The organism is Streptomyces sp. NPDC111802 (assembly GCF_055634335.1).
Window position 1 is genome coordinate 1 of sequence record NZ_JBVKCZ010000023.1, and the last position, 17,717, is coordinate 17,717.

General features: G+C 70.1%; 19 protein-coding genes and 1 tRNA gene. 4 read left to right on the forward strand and 16 right to left on the reverse strand.

Annotation, left to right across the window (positions count from 1 at the left end; genetic code table 11):
- On the forward strand, positions 1-265 hold a 265-nt coding region (locus tag ACZ7NC_RS24585), incomplete at its 5' end, for a transposase (RefSeq protein ID WP_471491254.1).
- 5 nt (positions 266-270) lie between these two features.
- Here ACZ7NC_RS24585 and ACZ7NC_RS24590 read toward each other — a convergent pair.
- Together ACZ7NC_RS24590 and ACZ7NC_RS24595 are read right to left on the reverse strand one after the other, a co-directional pair.
- Entirely contained in the window at positions 271-483 is a 213-nt protein-coding gene (locus ACZ7NC_RS24590; protein WP_471491256.1) for a hypothetical protein, read from the reverse strand.
- 85 nt (positions 484-568) lie between these two features.
- Positions 569-650: transfer RNA gene (locus ACZ7NC_RS24595), tRNA-Tyr, on the reverse strand.
- Positions 651-876: 226 nt separating this feature from the next.
- Here ACZ7NC_RS24595 and ACZ7NC_RS24600 point away from each other — a divergent pair.
- Positions 877-1,365: a YajQ family cyclic di-GMP-binding protein gene (locus tag ACZ7NC_RS24600; protein ID WP_383420566.1), complete on the forward strand. Its 489-nt coding sequence runs from the start codon at positions 877-879 to the stop codon at positions 1,363-1,365.
- 121 nt (positions 1,366-1,486) lie between these two features.
- Here ACZ7NC_RS24600 and ACZ7NC_RS24605 read toward each other — a convergent pair whose 3' ends face one another.
- Positions 1,487-1,753 (reverse strand): GlsB/YeaQ/YmgE family stress response membrane protein, encoded by a 267-nt coding sequence (locus ACZ7NC_RS24605; protein WP_471491487.1) that lies wholly within the window; start codon positions 1,751-1,753, stop codon positions 1,487-1,489.
- 136 nt (positions 1,754-1,889) lie between these two features.
- Here ACZ7NC_RS24605 and ACZ7NC_RS24610 point away from each other — a divergent pair, with 136 nt between their 5' ends.
- Positions 1,890-3,161, forward strand: a complete 1,272-nt coding sequence (locus tag ACZ7NC_RS24610) for an APC family permease (RefSeq protein WP_471491259.1) — start codon at positions 1,890-1,892, stop codon at positions 3,159-3,161.
- A gap of 314 nt (positions 3,162-3,475) precedes the next feature.
- Here the strand turns inward: ACZ7NC_RS24610 and ACZ7NC_RS24615 are convergent, their stop codons facing one another.
- From ACZ7NC_RS24615 to ACZ7NC_RS24675, 13 genes are all read right to left on the reverse strand, one after another.
- Positions 3,476-4,042: an SMI1/KNR4 family protein gene (locus tag ACZ7NC_RS24615; protein WP_471491261.1), complete on the reverse strand. Its 567-nt coding sequence runs from the start codon at positions 4,040-4,042 to the stop codon at positions 3,476-3,478.
- Between the two features lie 108 nt (positions 4,043-4,150).
- Entirely contained in the window at positions 4,151-4,546 is a 396-nt protein-coding gene (locus tag ACZ7NC_RS24620) for a YccF domain-containing protein (protein WP_471491262.1), read from the reverse strand.
- Positions 4,543-5,403: a zinc metalloprotease HtpX gene (htpX, locus tag ACZ7NC_RS24625; protein WP_471491263.1), complete on the reverse strand. Its 861-nt coding sequence runs from the start codon at positions 5,401-5,403 to the stop codon at positions 4,543-4,545. Before htpX ends, ACZ7NC_RS24620 begins: the two co-directional genes overlap by 4 nt.
- A 232-nt stretch (positions 5,404-5,635) precedes the next feature.
- Positions 5,636-7,159 (reverse strand): NADH-quinone oxidoreductase subunit N, encoded by a 1,524-nt coding sequence (locus ACZ7NC_RS24630; RefSeq protein WP_471491265.1) that lies wholly within the window; start codon positions 7,157-7,159, stop codon positions 5,636-5,638.
- Positions 7,156-8,730 (reverse strand): complex I subunit 4 family protein, encoded by a 1,575-nt coding sequence (locus ACZ7NC_RS24635; protein WP_471491267.1) that lies wholly within the window; start codon positions 8,728-8,730, stop codon positions 7,156-7,158. The genes ACZ7NC_RS24630 and ACZ7NC_RS24635 overlap by 4 nt, the downstream gene beginning before the upstream one ends.
- Before the next feature lie 6 nt (positions 8,731-8,736).
- Positions 8,737-10,731, reverse strand: coding sequence for an NADH-quinone oxidoreductase subunit 5 family protein (locus ACZ7NC_RS24640; RefSeq protein ID WP_471491268.1), 1,995 nt, complete (start codon positions 10,729-10,731; stop codon positions 8,737-8,739).
- Positions 10,728-11,117, reverse strand: a complete 390-nt coding sequence (nuoK, locus tag ACZ7NC_RS24645) for an NADH-quinone oxidoreductase subunit NuoK (RefSeq protein WP_471491270.1) — start codon at positions 11,115-11,117, stop codon at positions 10,728-10,730. The genes ACZ7NC_RS24640 and nuoK overlap by 4 nt, the downstream gene beginning before the upstream one ends.
- Entirely contained in the window at positions 11,117-11,827 is a 711-nt protein-coding gene (locus tag ACZ7NC_RS24650) for an NADH-quinone oxidoreductase subunit J family protein (RefSeq protein ID WP_471491272.1), read from the reverse strand. Before ACZ7NC_RS24650 ends, nuoK begins: the two co-directional genes overlap by 1 nt.
- Complete coding sequence (locus ACZ7NC_RS24655; protein ID WP_471491273.1) at positions 11,824-12,378, reverse strand: NuoI/complex I 23 kDa subunit family protein; 555 nt, start codon at positions 12,376-12,378, stop codon at positions 11,824-11,826. Before ACZ7NC_RS24655 ends, ACZ7NC_RS24650 begins: the two co-directional genes overlap by 4 nt.
- Before the next feature lie 2 nt (positions 12,379-12,380).
- Positions 12,381-13,349 carry a complex I subunit 1/NuoH family protein gene (locus tag ACZ7NC_RS24660; protein ID WP_471491274.1) on the reverse strand — a complete coding sequence of 323 codons (969 nt, stop codon included), beginning with the start codon at positions 13,347-13,349 and terminating at the stop codon, positions 12,381-12,383.
- A complete protein-coding gene (locus ACZ7NC_RS24665; RefSeq protein WP_471491276.1) occupies positions 13,346-14,995 on the reverse strand; it encodes an NADH-quinone oxidoreductase subunit C in 1,650 nt (549 codons plus the stop codon). Before ACZ7NC_RS24665 ends, ACZ7NC_RS24660 begins: the two co-directional genes overlap by 4 nt.
- Entirely contained in the window at positions 14,992-15,675 is a 684-nt protein-coding gene (locus ACZ7NC_RS24670) for an NADH-quinone oxidoreductase subunit B (RefSeq protein WP_471491277.1), read from the reverse strand. The genes ACZ7NC_RS24665 and ACZ7NC_RS24670 overlap by 4 nt, the downstream gene beginning before the upstream one ends.
- Positions 15,666-16,088, reverse strand: coding sequence for an NADH-quinone oxidoreductase subunit A (locus ACZ7NC_RS24675; RefSeq protein ID WP_471491279.1), 423 nt, complete (start codon positions 16,086-16,088; stop codon positions 15,666-15,668). The genes ACZ7NC_RS24670 and ACZ7NC_RS24675 overlap by 10 nt, the downstream gene beginning before the upstream one ends.
- Positions 16,089-16,413: 325 nt before the next feature.
- On the opposite strand from ACZ7NC_RS24675, the gene ACZ7NC_RS24680 reads away from it, so the two are divergent.
- Positions 16,414-17,622, forward strand: coding sequence for a sensor histidine kinase (locus ACZ7NC_RS24680; RefSeq protein WP_471491280.1), 1,209 nt, complete (start codon positions 16,414-16,416; stop codon positions 17,620-17,622).
- The last annotated feature ends 95 nt before the right edge of the window (positions 17,623-17,717 follow it).

Consider the following 17,717-nt stretch of genomic DNA (forward strand, 5'->3'; position numbering starts at 1 on the left):
GCTCGCGCATCCCCGCGTCCACCTCCACTTCACCCCGACCTACTCGTCATGGATCAACCAGGTCGAACGGTGGTTCGCCGAGCTGGAACGACGCTGCCTGGAACGCGGCGTGTTCTGCTCCCTCGACAGCCTCAAGACCGCACTCGAGGACTGGATCAAGGTCTGGAACGACGAGGCCCGGCCGTTCAAGTGGACCAAGACCGCCGACCAGATCATCGACCGCATCTGCCGCTACTGCTCACGCATCTCCGAACCAGCTCACTAGGGCGTTCAGAACAGCGGCAGCTGCCCGGGGAACTCAGGCACGACGTACCCGTCCAACGCGGGCTGCACGGCGCCGAGTTCTGCCAGTCGCCGCGATCCGGGACACGACACGAGCTCCCCGCTCCCCCGCGCGCCCGGCGGGTCGTGCCGTGCGAACCGACCGGCGACGACGGCGATCTCGCGCCGGCACTCGGGGCAACTTCTGCGACGCGTGCTCATGGAGCCAGTGTGCCCCGGGCACGTCCCTGGAACGCGAAAACCCCTCCGCGCTACGTTTCCGTAGATCGGAGGGGTTTCCCCAGTGTGGCGGCGCCAGGATTCGAACCTGGGAAGGCTGAGCCGGCAGATTTACAGTCTGCTCCCTTTGGCCGCTCGGGCACACCGCCGGGGTTTGCTGCCGTTCGAACCGCGCTTCGGCGGTGCTCCCTGGCAACGACGTAAACAATACCCGATGTGGAGGGGTGCTTCGCCACCCGATTGATCGCCTCCCAGGGGACGAGGGGTGGCTAGGCTTGTCCGGATGCGGACCGGGGCCTTCCCCGGGCTCGGCGGCCTCCCCCACGCCCGCCGATACGCACCCCATACGCACCCCGATACAAGGAGCCACAGGACATGGCCGACTCCAGTTTCGACATCGTCTCGAAGGTCGAGCGGCAGGAGGTCGACAACGCCCTCAACCAGGCCGCCAAGGAGATCTCGCAGCGCTACGACTTCAAGGGCGTGGGTGCCTCGATCTCGTGGTCCGGTGACAAGATCCTGATGGAGGCGAACTCCGAGGACCGGGTCAACGCTGTCCTCGACGTCTTCCAGTCCAAGCTGATCAAGCGCGGGATCTCCCTGAAGGCCCTGGACGCGGGCGAGCCCCAGCTCTCGGGCAAGGAGTACAAGATCTTCGCGTCGATCGAGGAGGGCATCTCCCAGGACAACGCGAAGAAGGTGGCGAAGATCATTCGCGACGAGGGTCCGAAGGGCATCAAGGCCCAGGTGCAGGGCGACGAACTGCGGGTCAGCTCCAAGAGCCGGGACGACCTTCAGGCCGTGATCGCCCTGCTCAAGGGCAAGGACTTCGACTTCGCGCTGCAGTTCGTGAACTACCGGTGATCAGCTGATCGGCCGAGCGGCTGGTCCCCGGCGAACTGTCCGGCTGGTTCAGATCCACGAGGAAGGGTGGGCGCCCGGTGTGGGTGCCCACCCTTCTCGCCTGCTGGCCGCAGTCCGGAGGTCAGTTGCGCGAGTGGCCGAACAGGAGGCGGTAGGCGATCAGAAGCACGAGAGAGCCACCGATCGCCGAAGCCCATGTCGCACCGTCGTAGAAGTCCTTGGTGATCGGGTGGTCCAGCCAGCGGGACGAGATCCAGCCGCCGATGAACGCGCCCGCGATGCCGATGAGCGTCGTGCCGATGAAGCCGCCCGGGTCGCGGCCCGGCAGCAGGAACTTGGCGATGGCCCCGGCCAACAGCCCCAGAATCATCCAGCTGATGATCGTCATGCCCTGAACCTGCCCCTCCGCGCTGTGCCCGCACTGTTCCGGCACTGTGATTTCGGGCGCGTTTGTTCGTGCTCTGTTGATGAGCAGGACGTCGCGGGGGCAGGCCTCGGTTGCAGCGATCAGTAAGGTTCCGGCCATGACACGCTCCAGCTCCGCCTCCTCCGAGCTGCGGCGCACCCTGGGGGTCGGGGACGCCGTGATGATCGGGCTCGGCTCGATGATCGGGGCAGGGATCTTCGCCGCACTCGGCCCCGCGGCGCGCGCGGCAGGGTCCGGGCTGCTGCTCGGGCTGGCGGTCGCGGCCGTGGTCGCCTACTGCAACGCCACGTCGTCGGCGCGACTGGCCGCCCTGTATCCGGCCTCGGGCGGCACGTATGTCTACGGACGCGAACGGCTCGGGGAGTTCTGGGGCTATCTCGCGGGCTGGTCGTTCGTGGTCGGTAAGACGGCCTCCTGTGCGGCGATGGCGCTCACTGTGGGTACGTACGTCTGGCCGGGGCAGGCGCACGCGGTGGCGGTCGCGGCCGTGGTGGCGCTGACCGCGGTGAACTACGGCGGCGTCCAGAAGTCCGCCTGGCTGACAAGGGCGATCGTGGCGGTTGTCCTGGCTGTCCTCGCTTGTGTGGTGGTCGTGTGCCTGGGGTCCGGGGAGTCCGATGCCGGACGCCTGGACGTCGGGGCCTCCGGGGGCGTGGACGGGGTGCTTCAAGCGGCGGGGCTACTGTTCTTCGCGTTCGCCGGGTACGCGCGGATCGCGACACTCGGGGAGGAAGTACGGCACCCTGCCCGCACCATCCCCCGGGCGATTCCGCTGGCCCTGGGCATCGCGCTGGCGGTGTACGCCTGTGTGGCGATCGCTGTCCTTTCTGTTCTGGGCTCGGACGGTCTGGGGGATGCGAGCGCGCCGCTGGCCGACGCGGTACGGGCGGCCGGCGTGCCGGGGCTGGCGCCCGTGGTGCGGGTGGGTGCGGCCGTCGCCGCGCTCGGCTCGTTGCTCGCTCTGATCCTGGGCGTCTCGCGGACGACCCTGGCCATGGCCCGCGACCGGCATCTGCCCGGCGCGCTGGCAGTCGTGCATCCGCGTTTCCAGGTACCCCACCGGGCCGAACTCGCCGTGGGCGCGGTGGTCGCGGTCCTGGCCGCCACGGTGGACGTGCGAGGCGCGATCGGGTTCTCCTCCTTCGGTGTGCTGGCGTACTACGCGGTGGCCAACGCGTCGGCCTGGACGCTCGACTCCGCAGTGACTTCGCGGATCGTGCCTGCGGTGGGGCTTCTCGGGTGCGTGGTGTTGGCGTTCTCCCTTCCGGGAATCTCGGTTGCTGTCGGTGCGGGTGTGCTGGCGGTGGGCGTGGGGGCATATGGCGTGCGGCGGTGGGGGGCGGCGCGGCGGGGAGTGCGGGGCGGGTAGGTCACCGTCGTTGGGGCGCGGGCGCGGGGTGCGGGGTGCGGGGTGCAGTGGCCGGCGATTGTGGTGGGCAGCGAGGTGCGGTGGGCCGGCGGCTGCAGGTCGCAGCGGGGCGCGGCGGTGGTCGGCGGCTGTCGGTCGCAGCGATGGCAGGCCGCGGGACGCGCGTGCCAACGAACGCGACAGTCCATGGGCACGTGGGCCAAGAGGCGTGTTGGGCGAAGGACGCGTAGGCCGGACGACGGTAGGTGTTGCGGTTGGCGCTTGCGACGGGCCGGGCGGGACGGCTCCCTGGCCGCAGGGCAGGCCCGGACCGGTCAGGACACCTGTGGCGCCGCCGAACGTATGCGGAAGTCGGCCCAAGGTGCCATCTCCAGCTCCTCGTTCATCTCCTCGTACCACCCCCGGCCGTCGACCCACGCGCGCAGCCAGTCAGTGAGGCTGGGGGCGTCCACGTACCACGCGTGGTCGGCTTCGTCGGCGTTCGGTTCGAAGAGCAGGACGGTGGCCTGCGGGCTGCGGCAGTCCACACACGCGTACATCGCACAGCCCCAGTGGGATATCGGCAGGACTCCCCCGGGCCAGGGCCAGTCGGGGTCCTTGCGGGCGCTCTCGCGATTGGCGAGGTACTGCGTGACAGCGGCGGGTTCGCCGGACGGAGGGCTGTCGAGCAGGGGCAACAGACCGTACTCCGGTCCGAATCCGCCGTCTCCTATACGCAGGTAGAGCTCGGCGAGCAGCGACGGCAGGCGGAAGCCGAGGGTGGCCTCGGCACGGGCCACGGTGGCCGTGTCCACGGGCTCGGGGAGTGAAGTCCAGCCCCACGGTCGGGCGTTGTGGGCCTTGTCCGCCACCCTCGTCAACAACTGCTCGATCTCGGTCATGCGTTCATGATGCAAGCCGCCACTGACAATCGGTCCGGCCTGTGGACAACCACCGGGTTGTGGAAAACTCCCGGTCGGGCCAGGACCTGCCGTCCTCGCTCCGCTCGGCTACCAGCCAGCCGCGAACGGCTGGTTCGTCGGCACGATTTCGCGGCCCAGCGGGAACAGCGACACCGGGATCAGCTTGAAGTTGGCGATCCCGAACGGGATTCCGATGATCGTGACACAGAGGACCAGGCCGGTGACGATATGGCCGATGGCGAGCCACCAGCCCGCGAGGACCAGCCACAGGACGTTGCCGACGCAGGAGGGGGCTCCGGCGTCGCGGCGCTCGATCGTGGTGTACCCGAAGGGCCACAGGGCGTAGACGCCGATGCGGAAGGCCGCGATGCCGAACGGGATTCCGATGATGGTGATGCACAGCAGCAGGCCCGCGAGCAGGTAGGCGAGGAACAGCCAGAAGCCGCTCAGGACGAGCCAGATGACGTTCAGGATGGTTTTCACTTGGGGCCTGCCATCCTCTCGAGCCGGGAAATACGCTCCGCCATGGGCGGGTGGGTGGAAAACATCTTGGAGAACCCCTGACCTGGACGGAACGGGTTCGCGATCATCATGTGGCTGGCGGTCTCGATGCGCGGCTCGGGTGGCAGCGGAAGCTGCTTGGTGCCGGCGTCGAGCTTGCGCAGGGCGCTGGCGAGGGCAGCCGGGTCGCCGGTGAGCTGGGCGCCGGACGCGTCGGCCTCGTACTCTCTGGACCTGCTGATCGCCAGTTGGATGACCGTGGCGGCGAGCGGCCCGAGGATCATGATCAGCAGCAGGCCGAGGATTCCGGGGCCGTCGTCGTCATCGGACCGGCCGATCGGGATCAGCCAGGCGAAGTTGACCAGGAACATGATCACCGACGCGAGGGCGCCGGCGACCGACGAGATCAGGATGTCGCGGTTGTAGACGTGGCTCAACTCGTGGCCGATGACACCGCGCAGTTCGCGCTCGTTCAGCAGGCGCAGGATTCCGTCGGTGCAGCACACGGCGGCGTTGCGCGGGTTGCGGCCCGTCGCGAACGCGTTCGGCGCCTCCGTCGGGGAGATGTAGAGGCGCGGCATCGGCTGGCGAGCCTGGGTGGAGAGCTCGCGGACCATGCGGTACAGCCCCGGGGCCTCGAACTCGCTGACCGGACGGGCACGCATCGCGCGTAGCGCCAGCTTGTCGCTGTTCCAGTACGCGTACGCGTTCGTGCCCAGCGCGATCACTACCGCGACGACGAGCCCCATGCGGCCGAAAAAGCTGCCGATGACGATGATGAGTGCGGACAGTCCCCCGAGGAGGACTGCGGTCCTGAGCCCGTTGTGCCGGCGGTGCACGGTACGCCCTCCAAGTGGTGCGGCAGGGGAACCCTTTGCTGGTCGATGTCCGATGCCACTGGTGCCGTGGTGTCACGTCCCCAGTGGACCCTTCCGTACTGGTCAACGCCAGGCGAAGGCCACGGGTTCCCTTGTGCGTACGGCGGCAGGCGTGGGCCGTACGGGTGAGTGCGCCCGCGCGCGTGGGGTCCGGTCCTCTCTCACGCGCGCGTACGGAATGCTCGCCCTGGGCTCAGAAAAGCCCGGTGTCGGCGAAACGCAGGATCAGCTGGGGTGCTCCGGACAGGGTGATGCCGACGACTCCGGTGAGCGCCATCGCGGCCGTGACCGGCACGGGGGCCAGGTGCCTGACCGGCTCGCCCTCTGGGGCGCGGAACAGCAGGGCCGTCCACTGCAGGTAGTAGAACAGCGCGATCACGACGTTCACGGCCATGACCACGGCCAGCCAGCCGAGGCCCGCGTCGACGGCTGCGGAGAAGACGGTGACCTTGGCGAAGAGGCCGATGATGCCCGGCGGGAGCCCTGCGAGGCAGAGCAGGAAGAAGGCCAGGGTCAGGGCGGCCAGGGGGTTGCGCGCATACAGGCCGCGGTAGTCGCTGATGCGGTTGAGGGTCTTCGTACGGCCGACGAGAGCGGCCACCGCGAAGGCGCCGAGGTTCACGGCGGCGTACATGAGGGCGTAGGCGACAGTGGAGCCGATGGACCGCTCGGCGTCGTCGGAGTACGCGGCGGCGGCGATCGGCACCAGGAGGTAGCCGGCCTGTCCGACGGACGACCAGGCGAGCAGGCGTACCGCGCTGTACGCGCGCGTGGCCTGCTGTCGCAGGGCGCCGACGTTGCCGACGGTCATGGTGAGGGCGGCCAGTGCGGCGAGGGCCGGGCCCCAGACGTCGGCGTACGACGGCAGGGCGATGACCGTGACGAGGATCAGGCCGGTGAATCCGACGGCCTTGCCGACGACCGACAGATAGGCGGCGATCGGCAGCGGCGCCCCTACGTAGGTGTCCGGCACCCAGAAGTGGAAGGGCACGGCAGCCGTCTTGAACGCGAAGCCGACCAGGGTGAGGACGACTCCGGTCTGGGCGAGGGTCTGGAGCTGTCCGTCGACGTTCTGGATGCGGTCGGCGATCTGCGTGAGGTAAAGGGTGCCTGTGGAGGCGTACACGAAGCTGATGCCCATGAGGCTGACCGCGGTCGCGGTGACCGAGGACAGGAAGAACTTCAGTGCCGCTTCCGAGGACTTGCGGTCGCCGTAGCGCAGGCCGACGAGCGCGAAGGCGGGGAGCGAGGCCACTTCCAGGGCGACGATGAGGGTCGCCAGGTCCCGGGATGCGGGCAGCAAGGCTGCTCCGGCGGCGGAGGAGAGCAGCAGGAACCAGAACTCCCCTTCGGGGAGTTGCTTGTCCGCGTCCTTGAGGGCGGTGACGGACAGGAGAGCCGTGAGGAGGGCCCCGCCAAGGACGAGGAACTGGATGACGAGGGTGAAGCGGTCGGCCGTGTAGCTGCACAGGTCGGCGTCGCCGGACAGGCAGAAGGTGGAGCGGTCGCCGTCCAGGAGAGGCAGCAGCAGGAGCGCGGAGGCGGCCAGGCCGGCCACGGACGTCCAGCCGAGCACCGCCTTCTTGCCCTCCGCGATGAACAGGTCGGCGACGAGGACCACGAGTGCGACGGCCGCCGCGACGGTGGGCGGCGCGATGGCGAGCCAGTCGACGGACTGGACGAGGTTCTCGGCCAGCGGCTGGGCCAGGGAACTCATCGGGTGCCTCCTGCGAGGAGCTGCTGCACGGCCGGGTCGGTGAGGCCGAGGAGGGTTTTCGGCCACAGTCCGGCGACGACGGTGAGGGCGACGAGCGGCGTCCAGGCCGCGAACTCGTAACTCTGGACGTCGGCGAGCCTCGGAGCTTCCTGCGGTACGGCGCCCATGCAGACCCGGCGGACCACGACGAGTAGGTACGCGGCTGTGAGCAGGGTGCCGAAGGCGCCGATCGCCATGAAGGTGAGGAACGCCGGGCGGCTGAGCTCGGGCGCGGGTTCGAACGCGCCGAACAGCGCGAGCATCTCGCCCCAGAACCCGGCGAGACCCGGCAGCCCGAGCGAGGCGACCGCCGCGAAGGCGAGCAGGCCGCCGAGACGCGGGGCCTTGCCGTACAACGCGGCGCCGGTCTGTTCGGCGAGGGCGTCGAGGTCGGTCGTGCCCGTACGGTCCTTCAGCGCGCCGACCAGGAAGAAGAGCAGGCCGGTGATGAGGCCGTGGGCGATGTTGGCGAATAGGGCGCCGTTCACGCCGGTCGGGGTCATCGTGGCGATGCCGAGCAGGACGAAGCCCATGTGGCCGACGGAGGAGTAGGCGATGAGGCGCTTGAGGTCGCCCTTAGCGCCCTGCTTGGCCAGGGCGAGGCAGGCCAGGGATCCGTAGATGATCCCGACGACGGCGAAGGCGGCAAGGTACGGCGCGAAGTCGGCGAAGCCGTCGGGGGTGATCGGCAGCAGGATTCGTACGAACCCGTACGTGCCCATCTTGAGCAGGACGCCGGCCAGCAGCACCGAGCCGACGGTCGGGGCGGCGGTGTGGGCGTCGGGCAGCCAGCTGTGCAGCGGCCACATCGGGGTCTTGACCGCGAGCCCGAGCCCGATCGACAAAACGGCGATGACCTGCACGGATGCGGTCAGTGACCGGCCGTTGTCAGTGGCGAGTGCCACCATGTCGAATGTGCCCGCCTTGATTCCGATCAGGAGCAGGCCGAGCAGCATGACCACGGAGCCGAGCAGCGTGTAGAGGATGAATTTCCAGGCGGCCGCGGCCCGGCCCTCGCCGCCCCACCGGGCGATGAGGAAGTACATCGGGATCAGGACCATCTCGAAGGCGAGGAAGAAGAGCAGCAGATCGAGGACGGCGAAGGTGGCGAGGGTGCCGGACTCCAGGACGAGCAGCAGTGCGACGAAGGCCTTCGGGGTCGGGCCCGAGGGCATCTTGAAGTACGAGTAGAGCGCGCAGAGGAAGGTCAGCAGCGCGGTCAGGACCACAAGGGGGAGGGAAATGCCGTCGACGCCGAGGTGGATGCGCACGTCGAGTGCGGGGATCCAGCTGATGTCCGTGCTGGCCTGCATCTTCGACGGGTGGTCGTGGTCGAAGCCGAGCGCGAGGACGATCGCCGCGATGAGCACGACGCCGGTGACGGTGACGCCGTGCCGGAGCACGGCCTGCTCGGGCGACTTCCCCTTCAGCCCGGGCGGGGCGGGCAGCAGAGCGGCGGCCGCCCCGAGGAGCGGACCCACGACGACGAACGCCAGAAGGAACTGCATCACGGACTCGTTGATATCGATCACGCCTGCTCACGCTCCCGTGGCGACGAGGACGGCGGCGACCGCGAGGATGACGGTGCCGGCGAGCAGCGCGCTCACATAGGTCTGCACATTGCCGGTCTGGGCGCGCCGTACGGCGATGCCGAGCCAGCGGGGTAGGGCGCCCGCGCCACGTAGATAGGTGTCGACGACCTCGCGGTCGAGGAACCGGACGAGACTCGCGCCGGCCTGTACCGGGCGGACGAACAGCGCCCGGTACACGGCGTCGAGGTGGAAGCCGACGGCCGCGGGGCGGTGCAGCGGGCCGAGCAGCAGCCGGCCGGGGTCGGCGGGGTCGGGCGCGTAGGCCACTCCCCCGTACACGGGGGCGTGGCTGGCGATGGCCTCGGACTCGACGACCCCGGCGTCGCCCTCCGGGTGGGCCGCGACCGCACCCAGCGGGACGCGGGCGGCCAGCGAGGTGGTGTGGCGCCAGGCCCCGTACATGACGATGCCGCCGACAAGGGCCACGCCCGTGCCGACGACGGAGGTGGTCAGGGTCGGGGCGAGGTCACGGCCGTCGAACCAGTCGGGCAGCACGCGGTAGGCGAGCGCGCCGACGGCGAGGGACGGCACGGCGAGCACCCACAGCACCACGGTCATGGTCAGCGGCTGCCTGCCGTGGTCGGGGGCTTCGGCGCCCCGGCCGCGGAAGGCCAGCAGCCACAGGCGCATCGCGTAGGCGGCGGTGAGCAGGGCCGTGAGCAGGCCGGCGACGAGGACGACCCAGCCGGTGGCACCAGGGGCGTGCTCGGTGTGGCCGGTGGCGACGTGCTCGGCGGCGCCGAGGACGGACTCCTTGGAGAAGAAGCCGCTGAACGGCGGGATCGCGGCGAGCGCGAGCAGCGCCACGGTCATCGTCCAGTAGGCGTCGGGGACTCGGTCGCGCAGGTGGCTCATGCGGGCCATGGCGGCGAGCGAGTTGGTGCCGGAGGCGTGGATGATCACGCCGGCCGCGAGGAACAGCAGCGCCTTGAAGGCGCCGTGGGACAGGAGGTGGAAGACGGCGGCACCGCGGTCGGCGACGGCGAGGGCGCCGGTCATGTAGCCGAGCTGGCCGATCGTCGAGTAGGCGAGCACGCGCTTGATGTCGTCCTGGGCGAGCGCGGCGAGGCCGGAGCCGATCATCGTGACGGCGGCCATCACTGCGAGGACGATCATCGCGGCCTGGGATGCCTCGAAGACCGGAAGGAGTCGGGCGACGAAGTAGACACCGGCGGCGACCATCGTCGCGGCGTGGATCAGCGCGGAGACGGGCGTCGGACCCGCCATCGCGTCCGGGAGCCAGGTGTGCAGCGGGAACTGCGCCGACTTGCCCGCCACGCCCGCGAGGAGCAGCAGGGCGATCAGGGTCGGGTGGTCGAGGCCGCCGCTCGTGACGGTGTCGAGGACCTTCGTGATGCGGAACGACCCTGCGTCGGTGGCCAGCGCGAACAGGCCAATGAGGAAGGGGACGTCACCGAGCTTGGTCACCAGGAAAGCCTTGATGGAGGCGGCGCGGGCCTCCGGGGTCTCCCAGTAGTGACCGACCAGGAAGTACGAGCAGATGCCCATGACCTCCCAGCCGACCAGCAGCACCATCAGGTCGCCGGAGTAGACGACGAGCAGCATCGCGGAGGTGAACAGGGAGACGAGCGCGGCGTACGAGGGGTAGCGCGGGTCATCGCGCAGGTAGCCGGTCGAGTAGATCTGTACGCAGGTGGCGACGACGCCGACAAGGACGGCGACGAGGGCGGCGAAGCCGTCGATGTACAGGGCTAGTTCGATCGGGACCGAGCCGGTGGGCGTGAGCTCGGTGGCGGCGTTGATCGCCTGGTCGCCGCCCTGGCGCACGGCGACCACCGCGGCGAGCACGAGGGACGTGAGCGTCGGCAGGATGGCGAGTGGGCGGACGAAGCCGGGTGCGGTGCGGCCGAAGAGCAGACCGGCCGCGGCGCCCAGGAACGGAAGGAGGGGGACGAGTACGGCGAGGGTGGTCGTGGTCACGCGGTGGCCTCAGCCTTCTCGCCCGGCGCGGCCGTGAGGGCGTCGTGGTCGGGGCCGTCGGTGTCGTGGCTCTCGGCGGTGTCGCGGAGCTTGTCGATGTCCGAGGTGCCGCGGTTGCGGTGGACGGCGAGCACGATCGCCAGGCCGATGCCGATCTCGGCGGCGGCGATGGTGATGGTGAACAGGGTCAGTGCCTGGCCGGAGTGCAGGGTCTCCTCGGCGGCCTTGCTGAGCCAGACGTCGAAGGCGACCAGGTTGAGGTTGACGGCGTTGAGCATCAGCTCGACGGACATCAGCACCAGGATCGCGTTGCGGCGGGCCAGGACGCCGTAGAGGCCGGTGCAGAACAGGAGAGCGGAGAGTACGGCGGGATAGGCGAGGTGCATCAGCGGGCGCCTTCCTGCTCGGCCTGATCGGTTTCCCCGGCTTGATCGGTTTCCTCGGCCTGATCGGTTCCCTTGACGGGCTTGTTTCGCCCGTTCGTGTTGTTGCGGGAATCCGGGACGGATGGGGAACTACCGGTCCTGGCCCGGGAGTTCACAGAGGGAGAGCTCGACTCCGCCTTCGCTTTGCGGGACAGGACGATGGCGCCGACCAGGGCGGCGAGGAGGAGGACGGAGAGGGCCTCGAAGGGGAGGACCCAGTTCTGGAAGAGGCTCTCGCCGGTGGCCTTGGTGGAGCCGGCGGCGGGGCCGTCCAGGTCGATCCAGGTCGTGCGGAAGGCGTCGACGACCACCCAGACCAGGGTGGCCGCGGCGACGACGGCCACGGTGAGGGCGGCCCAGCGGTTGCCGGAATCGGCGTCCGGGGAGCGGCCGATGGGGGCCTTGGTGAGCATCAGACCGAACAGAAGGAGGACGACTACGGAACCGACGTAGATGAGGACCTGCACCCAGGCGATGAACTCGGCGGTGAGCAGGAGGTACTCGACGGCGAGGCCGCCTAGCGTGGCCACCAGCCACAGGGCGGCGTGCACCAGCTGCCGGGTGGTGACGGTGACCAGCGCGGCGCCGAAGGTGACGAGGCCGACGAGGAGGAAGACGATCTCGACGCCGGTCGGTGAGAGGAAGCCGTGGGTGTCGGCGGCGAGGCTCACGACTCTCCTCCCTCCTGCGATTCCGCCTGTGCGGCGGCCAGCTTCTCGGCGGTCTTGCGGGCGGCGGCGATCTCCTTGGGCTCCTCCGCGCCGGGGTCCAGGGCGGGCGGGGCCGGGACGGTCCACATCCACTCGCGGAGCTTGTCGCGCTCGTGGGTGAGTTCGCGGATGTCGGTCTCGGCGTACTCGAACTCCGGGGACCAGAACAGGGCGTCGAAAGGACATACCTCGATGCAGATACCGCAGTACATGCACAGGGAGAAGTCGATGGCGAAGCGGTCGAGGACGTTGCGGCTGCGCTCGCGACCGCCGGGGGTCGCCGCCGGGACGGTCTCCTTGTGGGAGTCGATGTAGATGCACCAGTCCGGGCACTCGCGGGCGCAAAGCATGCAGACCGTGCAGTTCTCCTCGAACAGACCGATCACACCGCGGGTGCGGGGCGGAAGGTCGGGCTGGGCGTCCGGGTACTGGGCGGTGACGGACTTCCTCGTCATCGTGCGGAGGGTGACGGCCAGGCCCTTGGCGAGCCCAGAGCCGGGGATGGGGGCCATGGTTACTGGATCACCACCTTGACGACGCCGGTGAGGGCGATCTGGGCGAGGGAGAGGGGGACGAGGAGGGTCCAGGAGAGCTTCTGGAGCTGGTCCTCGCGCAGGCGGGGGTAGGTGACGCGGAGCCAGATCACGATGAAGGCGAGGACGGCCGCCTTCAGCAGGGTCCAGACCCAGCCCAGGCCGTCGGCGCCCCAGGGACCGTGCCAGCCGCCCAGGAAGAGGACGGTGGTCAGGCCGCACAGGACGACGATTCCGGCGTATTCGGCGAGGAGGAACAGGGCGAAGCGGAGACCGGTGTACTCGGTGTAGGCGCCGAAGATGATCTCCGAGTCGGCGACGGGCATGTCGAAGGGCGGGCGCTGGAGTTCGGCGAGGCCGGCGACGAAGAAGACGATCGCGCCGACGATCTGCCAGGGCAGCCACCACCACTCGAAGGCGTCGACGATGCCCGGAAGGGAGACCGTGCCGGCCGCCATCGCGACGGAGGCGGCGGTGAGCAGCATCGGGAGTTCGTAGGCGAGGAGCTGGGCGGCGGTGCGCAGGCCGCCGAGGAGGGAGAACTTGTTGGCGGAGGCCCAGCCGGCCATGAGCGAGCCGAGCACGCCGACGCCCATGACCGCCAGCACGAAGAAGATGCCCGCGTCGACGACCTCGCCGACCGCGCCCTCGCCCGGCCCGATGGGGATGGCGAGAAGGACGAGCAGATACGGGAGGAGGGCCACGGCCGGGGCGAGCTGGAAGATACGGCGGTCCGCGCCGGCCGGGACGACGTCTTCCTTCTGCGCGAACTTCACGCCGTCGGCGACGAGTTGGGCCCAGCCGTGGAAGCCCCCGGCGTACATCGGGCCGAGGCGGCCCTGCATATGGGCCATGACCTTGTGCTCCGTCTGGCCGATGATCAGAGGGAAGGTGAGGAAGACGACGAAGACGATCAGGAGTCGCAGGGTGACGTCAAGCACGTCGTTCACTGCGGGCCTCCTGCGGGGTCGGTGCGGTCGTCGTTGGACGCGCCGTCGGATTCGCCGTCGGATTCGGCTTCGGGTTCCGGGGACTGGTCGGGAGTAGCTGCGGGGTCGGTCTGTGGCGCGGGCGAGGCGGTCGTGGCCTCGCCGGGGTCGGGCTGCTCAGGGGCCGGCTCGGGTTGCGGCGCGGGCTCGGGTTGTGGAGCGGGCTCGGGTTGCGGCTCGGGCTCGGGCTCGGGCTCGGCTGGCCGCTTCGGTTCCGACTCGTCGAATGCCGGGCGGGCGTGGTGCCAGGGCGCGTCCGGGCTGCGGGGGGTCGTGGGGGCCCTCGGAGGGGCCGAGGGCGGTGACGGTGCTGCGGCTTCGTCGGACGCGGCGGGCGCCGGGGCGCCGGATGCGGCTGTGTCCTGCGCAGCCGTATCGGAGGCTGCCGTGCCGGGAGCTGCCGCATCGGAAGCCGCTGCGTCCGAAGCGCCTGAAGGCTCTGTATCGGAAGCGTCCAAGGCCCGCTGGCTCGCGGAGCCCTCACTGGCGCTACGCGCGCGACGAGGTCCTGCCGGCCTGCCGGGCGTGGTCGATGGTGTATCTGCCGTGGTGGACGACGCGTCGGTGCCCGCCGGAGAAGCATCCGCGTCCGTCGAGGTTCCGGATCCGGCAGCGGGGGTCTCGGCCGCCGAACTCGAGGCCTCAGCCTCCCCAGCCGAATCCGCCGCCTGCTGACCGACCGACCCTTCCGACGCCTTACGAGCACGCCGCACCGCACCCTCCGCAGGAGTCGCGCCCGCGGAGGCCTCCGCGGCCTGACTCGCCGAACCCTCCGCCGCCGTACGCGCACGCCTCTGCGCAGCACCTTCCACAGCAGCCCCGCCCGCAGAGGCCTCCGCCGCCTGACTCGCCGAACCCTCCGCCGCCGTACGCGCACGGCGCACCGGCCGCTCCCCCGCAGCCCGTGCCGGCCGCTCCCCCGCAGCCCGTGCCGGCCGCTCCCCCGCAGCCCGTGCCGGTCGCTCGCCCGCAGCCCGTGTCGGCCGATCGCCGGCCGTGCGTGCCGCGCCCCTGGTCGGGCGGGTTGGGGCAGGGGGGAGTTGGCCCTTCAGGGGGCCCCATTCGTTCGGGTCGGGGACGCCCGGGGGCAGCATCTGGCGGCGTTTCGGGCCGCCGTGTTCGGATTCGCCGGGTTCCTTGGCGCCGGGCCAGGCCTTGGCGACGCGGGCTGCCAGGACGAAGTCCTTGCGGAGGGGGTGGCCCTCGAAGTTCTCCGGGAGAAGCAGGTGGTCCAGGGCCGGGTGGTCGGTGAACACCACGCCGAACATCTCGTGCGTCTCGCGCTCGTGCCAGGCCGCGCCCGCGTAGACGCCGACGGCCGAGGGCAGCGTCGGCGCCTCGTGCGGGACCGTCGTACGGACCAGCAGACGCCGTACCGGGGACAGGGCGGCGACGTGGGCCGCGACACGGAAGCCCGTGCCCGGTTCGTCGACCGCGCTCAGCCAGTCGAAGTAGGTGCAGCCCAGGGCGTCACGGGCCGCCTCCAGCGCCGCGATCCAGGAGGCCGGGGGCACGTCGACGGTCAGGACCTCGTACGACTCCTCGGCCGTGGCCTCCGGGCCGAAGAGGTCCTCGACGGGGGCGGGCAGCCAGCCGATCGTCGTCATCGGGAGCCCTCCCCAGTTCCGGCACCACCAGTACCGGTGGCACCCGCAGCACCACCCTCAATGCCACCAGTACCGGTAGCACCTCCGGCACCAGCCACTTCCGGTCCCCGCACCAACCCGCTCTGCAACGCGGCCGCGGACGGCCGTGCCGTGCCGTATCGCTCGCCCAGGGACTCGCGTGCGATCTTCTCCTGGAGCTTCAGGATCCCCTGGAGGAGTGCCTCGGGGCGGGGCGGGCAGCCGGGGACGTAGACGTCGACGGGGATGATCTGGTCGACGCCCTTGGTGACGGAGTAGGAGTCCCAGTACGGGCCGCCGCAGTTCGAGCACGCCCCGAAGGAGATGACGTACTTCGGCTCGGGCATCTGCTCGTAGAGGCGTTTGACGGCCGGGGCCATCTTGTCCGTCACCGTGCCCGAGACGACCATGAGGTCGGCCTGGCGGGGGCCTGGTGCGAAGGGGATCACGCCGAGGCGGATGAAGTCGTGGCGGGCCATCGACGCGGCGATGAACTCGATCGCGCAGCAGGCGAGGCCGAAGTTGAAGACCCAGAGCGAGTAGCGGCGGCCCCAGTTGAGGATGACCTTCATCGGCTCGGGCGCGAGGCGGGCCAGCGCGCCCAGCCGCTGCGGCTCCGGGAGCAGAACCGGCTGCTCGTTGGTGTCTGGCGTCACGTCCATGCCAGAACGCCCTTCTTGTATGCGTAGAGCAGGCCCACGGCCAGGAAGCCGAGGAAGACGAACATCTCGACGAGCGTGGTCGCGCCGTAGCCCGGGTCGGCGAAGACCGTGGCCCAGGGGAACAGGAAGATCGAGTCGATGGCGAAGATCACGTACAGGAAGGCGTAGACGTAGTAGCGGACCTGCGTGTGGGCCCAGCCCTCGCCGACGGGGTCGACGCCGCACTCGTACGTCATGAGCTTCTCGGGTGTGGGGACCACGGGGCGCAGCAGGCGGCCCGCCCCGAAGGCGACGGCGACGAACAGCACGCCGACGACGGCCAGCAGTCCGACGACCGAGTAGGACTGGAAGTAGTCCGCCGAGACGACGACGTTGTGCACATCCGCCGCGACGACGACGGTCTGTTCCGACACGTCCGCCCCTCGCTCCCTGACCTCGTGACGACCTCGTGACCGATGCCCCAGGAACAAGCCCTGGGACCAGTGTCCTGCGATGTGTGATCCCGTGAACACCCCTGTTTCCCGTGAAACAGCACTGTTCGACGATGATCTGTACGCACGGGAGTCTAGGCCCTGCTAAAGAGACCGTAAGCAGCCCGTCACGCGTTGAGATCTCGTCGAGACGCGGGAGAACCTGGGAGTACGGTGCGCGGTCGGCCGCGGGGGTGGGGTTTTCCCCCGGAGCTCGCGGCGGTCCGCTCCATGGCGCTGCGGCGCACCGCGCGGCACGCTGGCCCATATGACCGAACGCCCCAGCCCTTCGTGGGACGCCTCCCGGCGCTCCGACAGCGAGCAGCCAGCGCTGCCACCGGCCCGTTTCGCCTACGACCGGCACACCTGGAAGGAGATCGCGCACCTCCTGGCGAACCTTCCGCTGTCGCTGCTCGGATTCACCTATGTCGCGGTGGTGCTGTTCACCGGTGCCCTGCTGACCGTGACGGTGATCGGGTTCCCGTTGCTCGCGGCCGGGCTGGTGGGCGCGCGGCAGCTGGGCAAGATGGAGCGCGCACGCGCGCGTGCGCTGCTCGGGGTGCGGGTGGACGAGCCGAGTCCGCTGCCGTTGCGCGGTGGCAGGGACGGCTTCTTCCCGCAGCTGTGGCAGGCGCTGAAGGACCCGGTCGGCTGGCGCACGATCCTGTACGACTTCATCCGGCTGCCCTGGGGCATCCTCACCTTCGTCATCGCGCTGACCTCGTTGTTCGTGCTGTGGCCGGTGCTGCCGTTCATCGCGCGGGGCCTGGCGAACGCGGACCGGGCGATGGTGCGCGGTCTGCTGTCGCCCTCCGACGAGCTGGAGCGCCGTATCGCCGAACTGGAGTCGGACCGTGGGGTCGTCGTGGACACGGCGGCCGCCGATCTGCGTCGCATCGAACGCGATCTGCACGACGGCGCCCAGGCCCGGCTGGTCAACCTCGCCATGGGGCTGGGTCTGGCCAAGGAGAAACTCCTGGAGGACCCGGACACGGCGGCCTCGATGGTCGAGGAGGCGCACGGCGAGGTGAAGCTCGCGCTTCAGGAGTTGCGCGATCTGGCGCGCGGCATCCATCCGGCCGTACTGACCGACCGCGGCCTGGACGCCGCCCTGTCGGCGGTCGCCTCGCGCTGCACGGTGCCGGTGAAGGTGACCGTCGACCTGCCGGCCAGACCGGTGGCGGCCATCGAGGGGATCGCCTACTTCACCGTCTCCGAGCTGCTGCAGAACGTCAGCAAGCACAGCGGGGCGAAGTCGGCCTCGGTGGATGTGTGGCGGTCGGACGACCGGCTGCTGATCCAGGTGTGGGACGACGGGCGCGGCGGCGCCCGCCTCGACGGCGGTACGGGCATGCGCGGGCTCGCCGACCGGCTGGACGCGGTGGACGGACTCTTCGTCATCGAGTCACCGCGCGGCGGCCCCACGACCGTGACGGCCGAGCTGCCCTGGCGGGACCGCGCCCCCGGGCAGGGGTAGGGAAAACCCCCCGTTCAAGAGGCCGACGGCCTCCATGTTCCGTGGACCTGTGGTCGAGGAGGGTGGAGGTACGACGGCACAGCCCCCGCGGGGCT